The following is a 13,325-nucleotide window of genomic DNA, read 5'->3' as shown; positions in this document are numbered from 1 at the left end:
CGAACGATCCGTCGTCCTGCGCCGATCGGACCGGTGGGTGAACGATCCGTCGCCTCAGTCCTGCGTGACCGATCCGGTCACCTGCTCGGTCGCGGGTGCTGGCGGCTCGTGCGTGCCGAAGTCCGGGTGGGTCTCTTCCATCCAGATGTACACGACTGCGCCAGAGATGAACATCAGAATCGCAGTCAGGTAGAATGCGGCTTCGGCGTTCACGAACTCCATCGAGAGCCCGATCAGGATCGCGCCGACGGCGTAGCCGGAATCGCGCCACATCCGGTAGACGCCCATACCCGCGGACCGCCACGTCGGGTGAGCCGCGTCGCTGGGGACGGTCATCAGGTTGGGATACAGGAGCGCCATACCCAGCCCGGAGGCGGCAGCCAGAACGGCCCACGGGAGGGAGCCCTCGACGAGCACCATCCCGAGGACGCCCCCGCCCGCGAGGAACATGCCCCAGATGACCGGCGGGCGCCGGCCGATGCGGTCCGCGAGTCCGCCGGTCACGATCTGGAGGAAGTACATCGCGCTGTGGACGCCGACGACGAGTCCGACGGCGGCGATCGGGAGCCCCTCGCTCGTCAGGTACAGCGGCACGGCGATCCAGAACAGCGTGTCCACGAAGTTCTCGATGTGGCCAGCCTGCGCGGCCGCGAACAGGGTTCGGTCGCCGTAGGTCGCTCGCTTCACCACCTCGTCGAACGGGAGGTTCGCGTCGTGGTGATCGTCGTCACCTTCGGCCTGGGCGTACTGGACGGTCTCTTTGATCAGGAAGATCGAAATGAGGAATGCCAGCACGACGACGACCGCGAGGAAGTAGAACGGCTCGGGACGGAGACTCCACTGCCCAGCGATGACGCCAGTGAGCCACGCACCGACTGCGACACCAGTGTATCCGAACGACTCGTCGATGCCCACCGCAAGGCCACGCTGCTCGGGTCCGGCGAGATCGATCTTCGCGTTGATCGCCATACTCCACGTCAACGCCTGGTTGATACCCAGCAGGATGTTCCCGACCGTGATCCAGCCCCAGCTGGGAGCGAAGACGAGAATGAGCGGCAACGGGAGCGCCGTCGCCCACCCGGCGACGAGAACTGGCTTACGGCCGTACTCCTCACCCCATTTGCCAGCGTAGAGGTTGAGGATCGACTTCACGATCCCGAACGAGACGACGAACGAACCGATGACGAGGAACGACTCGACGCCGAGAACCTCCTCTCCCAGAACGGGGACGACGGTTCGTTCGGACCCGATGGTCAATCCGGTCGCGAACACCAGCAGGACGTGTAGCGAGAACTGTCCGAGGTGTTCGCGAATTCCCTGTCTAAGGTCGGCTGTGTCACTCATCGATCGGTGGCGCAGTCTCGTCGGTGGCGGTCATCGACGGCGCTTCCGGGGTACCTGTCGAACCAGGGTGTTCGTCGGTTCCGTCTGTCTCCGCTCCGGTTCGGCTGCGATCGCGTTCGATTTCGATTACGACGTGTGACTGGCGAAAGCGCGTGCATCGATATACCGGAATAACAGGGAGATTCGCATATGGGCACTGCCGGACATGACCGGCACCGTTACGGCTGTCCAGTCCGAAGTGGTTCGTATGAGCCTGTACGAAGCCTCGATCCGGGTCAAACACGAGTGCCCGTATCGGGCGATTTCCGAACGGCATCCGGACCTGACGATCCGCGAGTGGCCGCTCTCCGACTGCCAGGTGCTCGAACTCACCGCGGAGGGAACGCCGACAGACGCGCTACTCGACGAGATCGACCAGCTCGGAACCGTGCTACACGAATCCGCGGACGACGACGGCTATCACGTCGTCACGCAGTCGTGTCTCTGCTCGCTCGAGGAGTCCATCGTCGACCGGTTCGAGGCGCACAACTGCCTGTACCAGTCGCCGACGATCTACCGCCAGGGCTGGGAACACTACACGCTGGTCGCCTTCGATAGCGAAGACGTTCGGGCGCTGCTTGGCGATTTGCGCAGCGACAGAGAGATCGAACTCCTCTCGAAGACCTCGATTTCGGAGACACAGATCCCCCACAGCATGCTGGCCCCGGCGAGTCACCTGTTCGAGGACCTCACGGACCGCCAGCTCGCGGCGCTCCAGTTCGCGCTGGAGAGCGGCTACTACGAACAGCCGCGGGGGACCTCCCTCCGGGAACTGGCCGACAGGACGGCCGTCGCTCGCTCGACGTACGAAGAGCACCTCCGAAAGGCCGAGAACAAACTGCTCACGAACGCGGGGAAGTTCTTGCGCCTCGTCACGGCGACGTCGACGGGTAACCCGCTGGGCGTCGACCGCTCCCGAAAGGCCGAACGAGCCGCCGACTAGCGGTCCGGCAGTTCGCTCGTGGACCACCGGTCGTTCCCCCGCAGTCGCCCGTGGCTGGCCGTCACTCGCCGGCTCGCTGGCGACGTCAGCCGATCGTGAGCACCGTCTCGGCGTCCTCGACGATTCGCAGGTAGTCCGACATCGTTCCCCGGGGCCGAAGCTCGTCGGCGTCGAGGTCGCGGGAGTCGAGACACGTGCCACAGGCGGCGATTTCGCCGCCGTTTCTGGCGTACTGTACCATGACGCCGTGGGGGTTGAACTTCTCGTGTTCGAGATCCGGCGCCTCGACGCCGTCTCCGAGGAGGAAGATTTCGACCGCGTGATTCGCCTCGAGCGCGGTGTTCGCGAGACGGAACGCGTTCCAGACGCGTTCGGGGTCGTTGGTCTCCAGGACGAGTCCGAGGTCCATACCGAGAGTTGATGAGTCGGCCACTTACGTGGCACGTGCAGTTCTCCTTCGATGGGAATCGCGACGAACGGGTCGCGACGCGTCGACGCCAGTCGAAGACGAGTCGCCAGCCTGTCGATTCACCCTGCGAGACGACGCGCCGGGTGACCACGTCGGGCATCTACCGGCTACGGTTCGGCGAGCGCAGCCGCCAGTTCGCCGTCTTGGTCCTCCGTCGGCAGGTCGGCGACGAAGCGCTTGATGACCGTCTCCTCGGCCCGGTGGAGCGTCTCGCTGCAGGTCGATTTCGCGATGTCGAGTCGTTCCGCGAGTTCCGTGAGGGTACAACAGCGGGGCGTGTCGTAATAGCCCTCCTCGACGGCGGCGACGAGGACCTCGCGCTGGCGCTCGGAGAGGAGCTGGCTGTCGTGGAGCCGTTCGCGGACGTGCTCGACGCGGTAGGTGAAGCCGAACGCTTCGAGCTGGTCGGCCAACTCCGAGAGGCGGGCACGCGAACCCGTCACGTCGACCTCCGCCTCGCCGTCGCGGATGACGATCGGCGGCTCGAGCGGCATCCCCGATTCCTTCGAGGAGAAGAGCAGGAGGGGAGCGGTCGTCTCGAAGTGAACCGTGAGCTCACCCTCGCTCACCTGCGCGGGCGACAACTCCGTGATCTGGTCGTGGGCAGCCATCGACTCGGCCACCGATTCGACGTCGGGGCCAGTAATGTTCACCAACGCGAACCCGTTCTCCTGACCGGGAACCCCGGCGAGGACGCGAAACGTCGCCTCCGGATGGTCGCGAGAGATCTGTGCGATCCAGACACGCCTGGGCAGCGTCACCGAAAGCGTCGCGTGTGCCATACGAACACGTTCGGGAGGAGATGGCAAAAGCTGTTGGCCCGAACATATTCGAAGCGGCGCTCGTGGGTAGCTTCGTCCGCTCGCGCCTGGCCCCGAACGGGTTCGGCCGAACCCCGATAGGGGCCGGGGACCGATCCCCACTCGCATGACAGAACTGGACGTCCGTGACGTGCCACCGATGGAGCGCCACCCGAAGATTCACGACGCGTTCGAGGACCTGAACGACGGTGAGAGCCTCACGATCGTCAACGACCACGAGCCCAAACCGCTGTTCTACGAGTTCCAGGCCGAAGTCGAGACGTTCGACGCCGACGGCTACGAGGTCGAACAGGTCGACGATGCGGAGTTTCGAGCGACGTTTCCGAAGCGGGAGGCCTGAGCGAGCGCAGCGAGCGAAGGCCTCCGACGGCGAACGGCGACCGACGGGAGCCGTGAGCGGCGCGGAACAATCCCCGCGCAGCGAGCGAAGGTCTCGAACGGCGAACGGCGACCGGCGGGAGCCGTGAGCGGCGCGGAAGTAGGTCTGGCGCAGCGAGCGACAGTCTCGTGAGCGGCGTTGGGGCGGGTGATACGAGTACGAGCGCCCGCACACCCGAACTCGTTCGGGGGGATGCACACACGGCTGGCGACCCGACGGACGAGCATGTACTCGATCGAGGGCGTGTTCGACCGGACCGACGCACCGGCGGATCGACCGCGTGACCACCTGGACGTGCGGTCGATGGGGCCGCCGAATCCGCTCGCGAAGACGCTCGAACGGCTGCCCGAGCTTGACGACGAGGTCGTTCTCGTCCAGCGAAACGACCGCGTCCCGCAGTTTCTCCTCCCGAAACTCGAGGAGCGGGGCTACGCGTACGAGTCGGTCGAGCGTGAAGACGACGTCGTGACGCTGATCTGGCGCGATGCGTAGCACACTCGAAGCGGACGGCTTCGATCCCGACAGCGGTGCCCGCTTTCGAGTCGCCACGCTGCTTGCGGTCACGACGATCGCGGCGTACGCGCTCGTCGCGCTCGGGACGGCCGTCTCGTCAGGCGGCGGAACCACGTGTTCGACCTGGCCGAGTTGCGGGACCGATCCGACGTTCGGACCGCTCTCCGGCGATCAGTTCCTCTTCTGGGCCCACCGGGCGGCGGCGCTGGTGACCGGCCTGCTGGTCGCCGCGTCGGGACTGGCTGTTCGACGGGCGAGGCTCGGTCGGCGTATCCGCGTGGCCGTCTACGCGGCAGTCGTCGCCTTTCCGGTACAGGTGGGCCTCGGCGCGCTCATCGTCGTCGGTGGACCGTCGCTGGCGAACACTGTCCACCTCGTGCTCGCGATGGGAATCTTCGCGACGCTCCTCGTCGCGCTCGTCTGGACGCTCGACACGGCGGCGGATGCGAGGCGTGATCAGGCGTCCAGCGTGGACCCAACTGGGGCGGAGTCGGTTCTCAGTGCAGGCGACGACAGGACGGGGGAAAAGCCGGCAGTCGAGACGTACGTCGACCAGCCAGTGGCGGATCCGTCGGTCGGTTCGAGTGCCGACCAGCCAGTGGAGGGCCCATCGGAGCATCCGAGCGTCGATCCGGACGCCGAGGTCGACACACCGAACGACGGGCGCTCCGGGCTTCGCCGCCTCGCGGGTGCGTACCTGACGCTGACGAAGCCGCGGCTGATGTGGTTGCTCTGTCTCGTCGCCGTCGCCGGGATGGGACTGGCCACGCTGACCGGCGCGACGCTCACGGCGACGACCGTCCTCGCCACGCTCGCGGGTGGCGTCCTCGCGATCGGCGCAAGCGGGACGTTCAACCACGTCTACGAGCGCGATCGCGACCGGAAGATGAATCGGACGAACGACCGGCCGCTGGTTCACGACCTGGTTCCGGTCGGGAACGCGCTGGTGTTCGGCGTCGCGCTCGTCGTCGCCTCGATGGCCGTCCTCGTGACGTGGACGAACGTCCTCGCGGCGGCGCTGACGCTCGCGGCCATCGGCTACTACGCCGTGCTCTACACCGTGGTACTGAAGCCGAATACGGCGTGGAACACCGTCCTCGGCGGCGGCGCGGGTGCACTCCCGGCAGTCATCGGCTGGGCCGCCGTCACCGGCGACGTCGGCTGGCCGGCCATCGGCCTCGCCGCGGTGATCTTCCTGTGGACGCCCGCGCACTTCTACAACCTCGCGATCGCATTCCGTGACGACTACGCGCGTGGGGGCTTCCCGATGTACCCCGTCGTGGAAGGGGTCGCCGCCGCTCGACGCCAGCTCACACTCTACCTCGGCGCGACGCTGTTGGCGGCGAGCGCACTCGGCTGGGTGGCCGGGCTCGGCTGGCTCTACACGGTGACGTCGATCGCACTCGGCGGAGTCTTCCTCCGGTCGGTGCTCCGGCAGTACCGCCACCCCACCGACGAGCGCACACTTCGATCGTTCTACGTCTCGAACTACTACCTCGGCGCGATACTCGTCGCCATCGTCGTCGAGACGCTCGTGTTCGCCTGAGGGCCGGGTTCGCGACGTCCCTTCTCGCCCGTCGACCAGTCGCGTCGGTGCCGGTCGGCCTATCGACACCGTCCGGAGTCGCGGAGCAACCGATGTCGCCCAGAGTCGTGGACCGAACGATGTCGCCCAGAGTCGTGGACCGAACGATGTCGCCCAGGGTCGCGGATCGAACGAGGTCGCCCAGAGCCGTGGACCGAACGATGTCGCCCAGGGTCGCGGATCGAACGAGGTCGTCCAGAGCCGTGGACCGAACGATGTCGCCCAGGGTCGCGGATCGAACGAGGTCGTCCAGAGCCGTGGACCGAACGTGGTCGCCCAGAGCCGGCAGGTCGAAGGACCCCGTTGGTACCGAACCCCCGAGCCGCCTTCGGGCGACGCATAAAGGCCCCCAATGTGGCGGTAGCGGCCAGCGGCGGCGGAATATGTGCGGGACAACGGGTATGCAGATACCGTCCAGACCGACGGACGTGTCATGACTCCGGACGACTCGACCCCAACCGACGAGGTCCCCGTGATGCAACGGCTCTACGACAGAATATGGCTACTTGCCGCAGCCGCCCTCGCGTTCTTCGCGATCTCGTACGTCGGGTGGGGTTGGGCGGACGTCTTCTCGGTCCCTGCGGGGTGATCAGATGACGTCACCACTCAAACCACCCGAGGGCGACTGGTGGAGTCAGCCGGTCGACCGGCGCGAATCGATCTGGCTGGGGCTCGGGGCCATCTGGTCGGTGATCCTCTTCGGCTGGATGAGCGTCTGGACCACCGCCGGTGACCAGAACCCCATCGGCGAGACCTATCGGATCGAGGCCGAGGCGTTTCGCGAGAAGCTGTCGGCCTACAAGGATGCGGCGACGGAGACCGACGAGGGGCTCGTCCCACCGGGGACGGACGTCTACATCCAGGCGATGCGGTTCTACTGGGACGGCGCGCCGGTCGTCCTGGAGGCCGGCACCGAGTACGACATCCACCTGAACTCGATGGACGTCCAGCACGGCTTCTCGTTGCGACCGGAAGACGCGCTCAGCAAGCAGATCAACCTGCAGGTGCTGCCGGGCTACGAGTGGGTCGTCCCGATGACCTTCGACGAGCCGGGCACCTACCACATCATCTGCAACGAGTTCTGCGGGCAGGGCCACCGGACGATGCACGGCACGATCGTCGTGACGGAGGGGAGCTGAGATGGCCCACAGCTACGACGTCCTCGGGCTGTTCGACAACGAGTACGACGACGAGGGCTTCCGGACGTGTTCGGTGACCGGGCTCCGGATCCACCACACCGTCGAGAACCACGTGAAGCTGTTCGGGCTGACGGCGGTCGTCGCCCTGCTCGTCGGCGGGATCTTCGCGTTCACCGTCGCGACGACCCGGTGGGAGGCGATCGGCCTCCTCGGCCCTGACGCCTTCTACACGCACCTGAGCATGCACGCCTGGAACCTGCTCATCTTCTGGATGGTGTTCACGGAGGTGGCCATCCTCTACGTCGGCGGGCCGATGGTGCTGGGTCGCAGACTGCCGTGGACGAAGGTGGCGACGGCAGGCTGGGTCACGATGGTCGCCGGTGCGGTCGCAGTCAACTACACCATCTGGACGACGTCGGCGCCTAACGAGGCCCCGCTCCTGACTGCCTACGTCCCGATGCCCGTCTCGCCGTGGTTCTACGCCGCCGCGAGCCTCTTCATCGTCGGGACGGTCGTCGCCGCGCTGCCGTTCTTCGTCACGATGTGGCACGAGAAGCGGGAGAATCCGGGGAAGACGCTCCCGCTGGTGGCCTTCGGAGCGTTCGTCACGTCGATCATCGCCGTCGAGGCGCTCGTCGGCGGGTTGGTCGCGTTCGTCCCGGCGATGCTCTGGCGCTTCGAGATCATCGAGTGGGTCGACGCGGCCTGGTACCGGCAGATGTACTGGATCGTCGGTCACGGTACCCAGCAGATCAACCTCGTCGCGATGATCACGGTCTGGTACTTCCTCACCCACGTCGTCGCAGGCGCGGAAGTGGTCAGCGAGAAGGTCTCGCGGACGGCCTTCATCCTCTATCTCTTCTTCATCAACCTCGGGGCGGCCCACCACCTGCTGTCGGACCCCGCAGTCTCGACCGGGTGGCGCATCTGGAACACCTCCTACGCGTTCTACGGGGCGACGTTCGCCAGTCTGATCCACGCGTTCGCCATCCCGGCCGGTATCGAGGCTGGTCGTCGTAAGCGCGGCACGGGCGGCGGTCTCTTCGGCTGGCTCACCTCCGCTCCCTGGGGGAACCCCGTCTTCTCGTCGACGATCTTCTCGATCATCCTCTTTGGCTTCCTCGGCGGGACCACCGGCGTCATGATGGGACAGCTCCAGCTCAACATGACCTGGCACAACACGTTCGCGACGGTGGGGCACTTCCACGCGACGGTCGTCCTGGGCACCACGATCGCGTTCATGGGTCTCATCTTCTTCCTGATCAGGACCATGTTCGGGCGCCAGTGGCTCTCGACCCGACTGGCGAGTGCCCAGCCGTTCCTCTACGCGGGCGCGATGGGCGTGGCCGTCCTCATGATGATGTACGTCGGTATCCTCTACGGCGTCCCGCGCCGAACCGTCGAGGTCGTCGAGACCATCCCGGGCACCGAGTTCAGCCTCTCCGCGGCGAGCCCGCTGTTCGCCATCTTCGGCGTCTTCGCGCTGCTGGCTATCGCTGCCGGCGTCCTGTTCGTCCTGCTCGCGGTCGGATCGCTCCTGTTCGGAAAGCGGATCGACGGACGGGACGGCGTGTCCGATCTCGTCGCTGATGGGGGGTTAGCGATGGCCGAGGATCCCGACGACCCCGTCCACGCCTACGAGATGCGGGGCACGTTCGTCCTCTGTCTGGTCTTCCTGGCCGCGTTCGTGATCACGTACCTGTTGAACTGGTACCTCCTCACCCAGCTCTGGTCGATCGGCGCCTGAGCGCCCGGAACAGCGGTTCCTCTCGCTATCCCAATGACCGGCTCCACCGACCCCGACACGACGGCATCGCCAATCGCGTCCCTGTCGCGCGTCGCCACGCGCGCCTGGCGGGATCTGCTGAGTATCTACTACGCGAACACGCCGATCTGGCGGCTGCTGAAGAGCGCGGGTCTGCTCTTCTTCGGGTTCTTCTGCTGGTCGGCGAGCAACCTCGTCCTCTCGTACGGGATCGACTGGAGCGTTCTCTACGTCCTCCGCGCGTACGGGTTCGTCCTCATCCTCTGGGGGCCGCTGACCCACGCCGTCATCGTCCCGTCGGTGATCAGGCTGCGCCGAACCGCCGACGGCGGCGTCCGACGGGTGATCGCCCGCCACGGCTCGAAGCTCAACCTCTCGATCTTCCTGACGATCGTCCTGCTCCTGACGGCGGCGCCCGTCTCGCCGATGGTGCTCGACTTCCAGAGCGCGCTGTCCGCGGACTCGGGACCCGACGTCGATCCCGAGCTCACCTGTACGAGCACCGACGCGGAGATCCACTGTCACCTCTCCGAGTCGACCGGGATCGATCACGTCGTCGTGACGAGCGGCACCGACGAGATCGACCGGGTCGACGAGCCGCCGTTCGAATTTACGATCCACGAGGACGACCTCCAGGAAGTCGTCGGCCAGACGGAGTTCGTCGTGGAACTCAGAGACGAGGACGGCGACACGATACGGCGCTATCGGAAGTACACGTCGTCGATCTAGCCACGTCGCCCACGCAACCGGTTCGGAACGGCCCCCGGTAGCCAGCCGACGTCCGCATCCACCGGCCGGGGCCGCCGTCACTAGAGGTGTGCGTCTTCCGCAACTCCGTCGGTGATCGTCTCGTCTACTCGTCGACCGCCGCTCCCGCGGCAAGCGCGTCGACGTCGATGTCGAACTCGCGTTCGAGCAGCGCGTCCCACTCCCCGCTCGTGATCGCGCGCTCGTATCGCTCTCGCCCCTCCGTCCTGACGAACGCGTCCGGCCGAAGTTTCACGTGGCCGCGTTCGGTGGCGAGCGTCGCGACCGGATCGCCGGTGAACGGCGAGTCGGGGGCCGTCACGAGGTACTCGCGTGTCGCCGCGAAGTACGCCGGTTCCCGGGGAGTCGTCCCGAAACGGTACCGGTCCCGCCACTCGCGGTCGCCCGGCTCCCGGTACTGCGTCAGGTAGTCTCCGTCCGGACGGTCGACGCGCGCGACGCGCCATCGGACGCCGGCGTCGTCGATCCGTTCCTCGCCGACGGTCCGGGGCGACGCCCCGTCGGCGGAGGCGTCGGGCGTGCCGTCGTCGGTGGTATCGAACGTGCCGCCGTCGGTGGTACCGAACGTGCCGCCGTCGTCGGCGGTATCGAACGTTCCGCCGTCGTCGGTGGGAACGGGCCTCCCACCCGCGTCGCGTTCGGGGAGCGGCGTCGGCCGGCGCATCGTCGGCGACCCCATCCCGACGTCGACGACGTACCGGCCGGACGGGAGCGAGACGACGGTGCTCCGGTGAGCGGCCGGAGTGCCGGAACCGCCGACCATCCGCGCCGCGACGGGCGTCACGTCGAACCCCAGTTCCGCCAGGAGCCAGGCGAACAGGCCGTTGAGTTCGTAGCAGAACCCGCCCCGGCCCCGGGTGACGATCTTCTCGTACAGGTCGTCGAGCGCGACGGAGACGCCGGCGCCGTCGAACCGGTCGAACGGGTCGCCGGTGACGGCGAGCGTCTCGAACGGCACCGACGTGACGTGTGCCCGCTGTACGACCGAGAGGCCGTCCAGGTCGGGGTCCGGTGGAGAGGCGGGATCGAGGCCGATTCGCGCTAGATACCTGTCGGTCGTTCCGTTGTCCATAGTTCGTGTGCGATGACTGGAATCCGCGACGCTTCAGTGCTCCCCGAAGCGAGATGCAGTTGGACGCGTTTCACGAACGGCGCGGGTCGATCGCCGTGTCCCGGAAGACGCGGCTGCGACGGCCCGGCGGGAGACCGGCGTCACGTCGGGGCGGAGTCGACCGGAGAGGACGTTCCGCGACCGCGGCGCCGAGCCTACTCGTCGACGTCGGGAGAACAGTTGAATTCGACGGTGACGAAATCGAGGCGCTCGCCGTCCTCGTCGGTCGCCACGACCGTGTACACCCCGTGGTACGGCCGGCAACCCAGGTGCTGTTCGTACAGCAGCTGTCCCTCGCCGACGCCGGCCTTGTTCGCCATCACGTCCTCGTCCGCCGCGGAAACCGGGATTTCGAACGCCAGCTTGCCGTTCGCATCGAAGACGGAGAGCCGGTCGATCCCCTGGCCTCGAACCGTCTCGACGGACAGCGGTACCTCGAGTCGAACGTCGTCGGCCTCGACCCGCGCCATCGCCCCGCCGTCGAGGACGTCCCCGTCGCCGTGTGACAGCGCACCGCTGTGACAGTCGACCGTGTCCGATCCGCCCGTCGAAGGACCGTACCAACCGGGAGGCCGATCGACGTGACCGCGCCGGCGCTCTAGCCTTGTCGCCCCGCAAATCTACACCCGATATTGATCGAGATGGTGAAGGCTTATTGTTAACAAATTATGTTCTAAGATAGATGCCGTCACATCACAGAGAACCGCTCAACACCTCACTCTTGGCGCCCGGAGACGGTACGACTGGACAGGGGCTGAGCCGTCGTCGCGTCCTTCTAACGACCGCGGGAGCCGGGCTCGCGTCGATTGCTGGCGTCGGCCGGACTCGTGGGACAGCGACTGCCGGTGAGGAGCGGTGGCGATTTGAGACCACGTATTCACTTCCGACGTCGCCGACGGTCGTCGACGGGACCGTCTACGTGGCAAGTTGTTCGGGATCGGAGGGAAACGGAATTGCCTATGCACTCGACAGTGACAGCGGTGAGGAACAGTGGCGCTTCGAAGACCTACGGATCAGTGCGACAAACGAACGAGTGTCGGTCAATCCAAAATTGGGCGGCCTGGAAGTAGTCGACGGTATCGTCTACGTCTCAGGGTACAGTGTCCAGGCTCTCGATCAGGAAACTGGCGAGAGACTGTGGCTCCCCGAGAAGCGCGGCTACCACGGATATCCCACACGTTCGTCACCGGCGGTGTCCCAGGGGACCGTCTATCTCGGGAACGGGCCTCTCGTGGCTGCGTTTAACGCCGCAGTCGGGAAACTCCGATGGGTCGAAGGGGGCCCTACGGGTGGAGGGAGAGTATCGCCTTTGGTCGTCGATGGGACTGTCTACACGGGGGGCGTGTACCGAAACCTGTACGCGTACAATGGCGAAACCGGTGAGGAGCGGTGGCGTGTCGAAGGTCAACAACCTATTCTCACATCACCGACGGTGTCCGACGGAACTCTCTACGTTTGCACCGCCGGATTCATGTACGCCATCGACACCGAGAGCGGGCAGGAGCGCATGCGCTACGAGCCGAAATGGGGAATCCTCTCGTCACCGACGGTCGCCGATGGAACGGTGTACGTGGGTGGTGAGAGTTACGAGAGGGAGGGCGGCGTCGTCGCCGCGTTTGATACTGCTGCGGACACGGAACAGTGGCGGTTCGAACCTCGCGGTGTGGTACACTCCTCACCGACGGTGGTCGGTGATACGCTGTTCGTCGGGAGCGACGACGGGTTCCTGTACGCACTCGACGTCGCCGATGGGAGTGAGCGATGGCGCTTCGAGGCAGATGCCAAGATCAACGCAGCACCGATCGTCGTCGACGGGACGGTCTACCTCGCGGACACGGCCAGCACAGTCTACGCGCTGGATGCCGGTGTCCACGGTTCGAGCGAGGACTCGCGGGTCCTCCTCGGAACGGAAAACCACCATCACGTGTGGGCCGAGGAAGCGTCGGCCGACCTCGCCCCTGCCGAGTTCGAGGTCGAGCTCGATGCTGCTCCCAACCCGGTAACACAGGGCGACGAGATCGATGTACAGCTGACCGTCACGAATGTCGGGGACGAGGCCGGGCGGCGAGAGGTAGACTACGACGGACCCGGTTCCTTCGAGACACCGATAGAACTCGACGGTGGCGAATCGCAGACCTTCGAGGTGTCCGAAACAGTTGAAAATAATATATCGGTTCCGGCCTACAAATGGCCAGGTAAACTCTTCTTGGCTGTCCGGGTCTTCGAAGACGAGGCCGAACTGACGATCCCTATCGAGAAACCGGGTACCGATCGGTGGTATGGCCATCTATCGGACTATGGGTGGGTCGGTGCCCTCGGCGGACTCGGCGGTGCGGGCTACTTGGTGAATCGGCGCATCGGTGACGACCGAACGTAGGGGACAACCCTCCGTCCGATCGGCGGAGGCCAACAGACGTTGTTGTGGTCGAGCGGACACTCTTCCTGCCAA

General features: G+C 66.0%; 14 protein-coding genes. 9 read left to right on the top strand and 5 right to left on the bottom strand.

From position 1 onward, the window contains the following. Nucleotides 1-54 precede the first annotated feature (54 nt). Nucleotides 55-1,344, bottom strand: coding sequence for an MFS transporter (locus NO366_RS03445; RefSeq protein ID WP_256532925.1), 1,290 nt, complete (start codon nt 1,342-1,344; stop codon nt 55-57). Nucleotides 1,345-1,591: 247 nt separating this feature from the next. On the opposite strand from NO366_RS03445, the gene NO366_RS03440 reads away from it, so the two are divergent. Beyond that, nucleotides 1,592-2,326 (top strand): helix-turn-helix domain-containing protein, encoded by a 735-nt coding sequence (locus NO366_RS03440; protein ID WP_256532924.1) that lies wholly within the window; start codon nt 1,592-1,594, stop codon nt 2,324-2,326. A gap of 85 nt (nt 2,327-2,411) precedes the next feature. On the opposite strand, the gene NO366_RS03435 is transcribed toward NO366_RS03440, so the two are convergent. After that, a complete protein-coding gene (locus tag NO366_RS03435) occupies nt 2,412-2,735 on the bottom strand; it encodes a DsrE family protein (protein ID WP_256532923.1) in 324 nt (107 codons plus the stop codon). A gap of 167 nt (nt 2,736-2,902) precedes the next feature. Further along, nucleotides 2,903-3,577, bottom strand: coding sequence for a helix-turn-helix domain-containing protein (locus NO366_RS03430; protein ID WP_256532922.1), 675 nt, complete (start codon nt 3,575-3,577; stop codon nt 2,903-2,905). Nucleotides 3,578-3,722: 145 nt separating this feature from the next. Between NO366_RS03430 and NO366_RS03425 the strand changes: the two genes are divergently transcribed. The 7 genes from NO366_RS03425 (at nt 3,723) to NO366_RS03395 (ending at nt 9,726) form a co-directional block, all read left to right on the top strand. After that, nucleotides 3,723-3,956, top strand: coding sequence for a DUF2249 domain-containing protein (locus NO366_RS03425; protein ID WP_256532921.1), 234 nt, complete (start codon nt 3,723-3,725; stop codon nt 3,954-3,956). A gap of 264 nt (nt 3,957-4,220) precedes the next feature. Next, nucleotides 4,221-4,487: a DUF2249 domain-containing protein gene (locus tag NO366_RS03420; protein WP_256532920.1), complete on the top strand. Its 267-nt coding sequence runs from the start codon at nt 4,221-4,223 to the stop codon at nt 4,485-4,487. Continuing rightward, entirely contained in the window at nt 4,480-6,054 is a 1,575-nt protein-coding gene (locus tag NO366_RS03415) for a heme o synthase (RefSeq protein ID WP_256532919.1), read from the top strand. Before NO366_RS03420 ends, NO366_RS03415 begins: the two co-directional genes overlap by 8 nt. 472 nt (nt 6,055-6,526) lie before the next feature. Next, entirely contained in the window at nt 6,527-6,682 is a 156-nt protein-coding gene (locus tag NO366_RS03410) for a hypothetical protein (protein ID WP_256532918.1), read from the top strand. 4 nt (nt 6,683-6,686) lie between these two features. Continuing rightward, nucleotides 6,687-7,232, top strand: a complete 546-nt coding sequence (locus tag NO366_RS03405; protein ID WP_256532917.1) for a cupredoxin domain-containing protein — start codon at nt 6,687-6,689, stop codon at nt 7,230-7,232. Between the two features lies 1 nt (nt 7,233). Next, nucleotides 7,234-8,979 (top strand): cytochrome c oxidase subunit I, encoded by a 1,746-nt coding sequence (locus tag NO366_RS03400; protein ID WP_256532916.1) that lies wholly within the window; start codon nt 7,234-7,236, stop codon nt 8,977-8,979. A gap of 33 nt (nt 8,980-9,012) precedes the next feature. Further along, entirely contained in the window at nt 9,013-9,726 is a 714-nt protein-coding gene (locus tag NO366_RS03395; RefSeq protein ID WP_256532915.1) for a hypothetical protein, read from the top strand. 124 nt (nt 9,727-9,850) lie between these two features. Here NO366_RS03395 and NO366_RS03390 read toward each other — a convergent pair whose 3' ends face one another. Together NO366_RS03390 and NO366_RS03385 are read right to left on the bottom strand one after the other, a co-directional pair. Continuing rightward, entirely contained in the window at nt 9,851-10,837 is a 987-nt protein-coding gene (locus NO366_RS03390; RefSeq protein WP_256532914.1) for an arylamine N-acetyltransferase family protein, read from the bottom strand. A gap of 194 nt (nt 10,838-11,031) precedes the next feature. Then, entirely contained in the window at nt 11,032-11,346 is a 315-nt protein-coding gene (locus NO366_RS03385) for a hypothetical protein (RefSeq protein ID WP_256532913.1), read from the bottom strand. A gap of 212 nt (nt 11,347-11,558) precedes the next feature. Here NO366_RS03385 and NO366_RS03380 point away from each other — a divergent pair, with 212 nt between their 5' ends. Beyond that, entirely contained in the window at nt 11,559-13,253 is a 1,695-nt protein-coding gene (locus NO366_RS03380; protein WP_256532912.1) for an outer membrane protein assembly factor BamB family protein, read from the top strand. Nucleotides 13,254-13,325 lie beyond the last annotated feature (72 nt).

The sequence above is a fragment of the Halovivax cerinus genome (assembly GCF_024498195.1).
GTDB lineage: Archaea > Halobacteriota > Halobacteria > Halobacteriales > Natrialbaceae > Halovivax > Halovivax cerinus.
The sequence above is the reverse complement of the archived record's forward strand: the minus strand, read 5'-3'. Positions and strand labels throughout refer to the sequence as shown.

Coding starts and splice junctions, on each gene's coding strand:
- NO366_RS03445 (WP_256532925.1), bottom strand. CDS start 1,344: ATGAGTGACACAGCCGACCTTAGACAGGGAATTCGCGAACACCTCGGA.
- NO366_RS03440 (WP_256532924.1), top strand. CDS start 1,592: ATGAGCCTGTACGAAGCCTCGATCCGGGTCAAACACGAGTGCCCGTAT.
- NO366_RS03435 (WP_256532923.1), bottom strand. CDS start 2,735: ATGGACCTCGGACTCGTCCTGGAGACCAACGACCCCGAACGCGTCTGG.
- NO366_RS03430 (WP_256532922.1), bottom strand. CDS start 3,577: ATGGCACACGCGACGCTTTCGGTGACGCTGCCCAGGCGTGTCTGGATC.
- NO366_RS03425 (WP_256532921.1), top strand. CDS start 3,723: ATGACAGAACTGGACGTCCGTGACGTGCCACCGATGGAGCGCCACCCG.
- NO366_RS03420 (WP_256532920.1), top strand. CDS start 4,221: ATGTACTCGATCGAGGGCGTGTTCGACCGGACCGACGCACCGGCGGAT.
- NO366_RS03415 (WP_256532919.1), top strand. CDS start 4,480: ATGCGTAGCACACTCGAAGCGGACGGCTTCGATCCCGACAGCGGTGCC.
- NO366_RS03410 (WP_256532918.1), top strand. CDS start 6,527: ATGACTCCGGACGACTCGACCCCAACCGACGAGGTCCCCGTGATGCAA.
- NO366_RS03405 (WP_256532917.1), top strand. CDS start 6,687: ATGACGTCACCACTCAAACCACCCGAGGGCGACTGGTGGAGTCAGCCG.
- NO366_RS03400 (WP_256532916.1), top strand. CDS start 7,234: ATGGCCCACAGCTACGACGTCCTCGGGCTGTTCGACAACGAGTACGAC.
- NO366_RS03395 (WP_256532915.1), top strand. CDS start 9,013: ATGACCGGCTCCACCGACCCCGACACGACGGCATCGCCAATCGCGTCC.
- NO366_RS03390 (WP_256532914.1), bottom strand. CDS start 10,837: ATGGACAACGGAACGACCGACAGGTATCTAGCGCGAATCGGCCTCGAT.
- NO366_RS03385 (WP_256532913.1), bottom strand. CDS start 11,346: ATGGCGCGGGTCGAGGCCGACGACGTTCGACTCGAGGTACCGCTGTCC.
- NO366_RS03380 (WP_256532912.1), top strand. CDS start 11,559: ATGCCGTCACATCACAGAGAACCGCTCAACACCTCACTCTTGGCGCCC.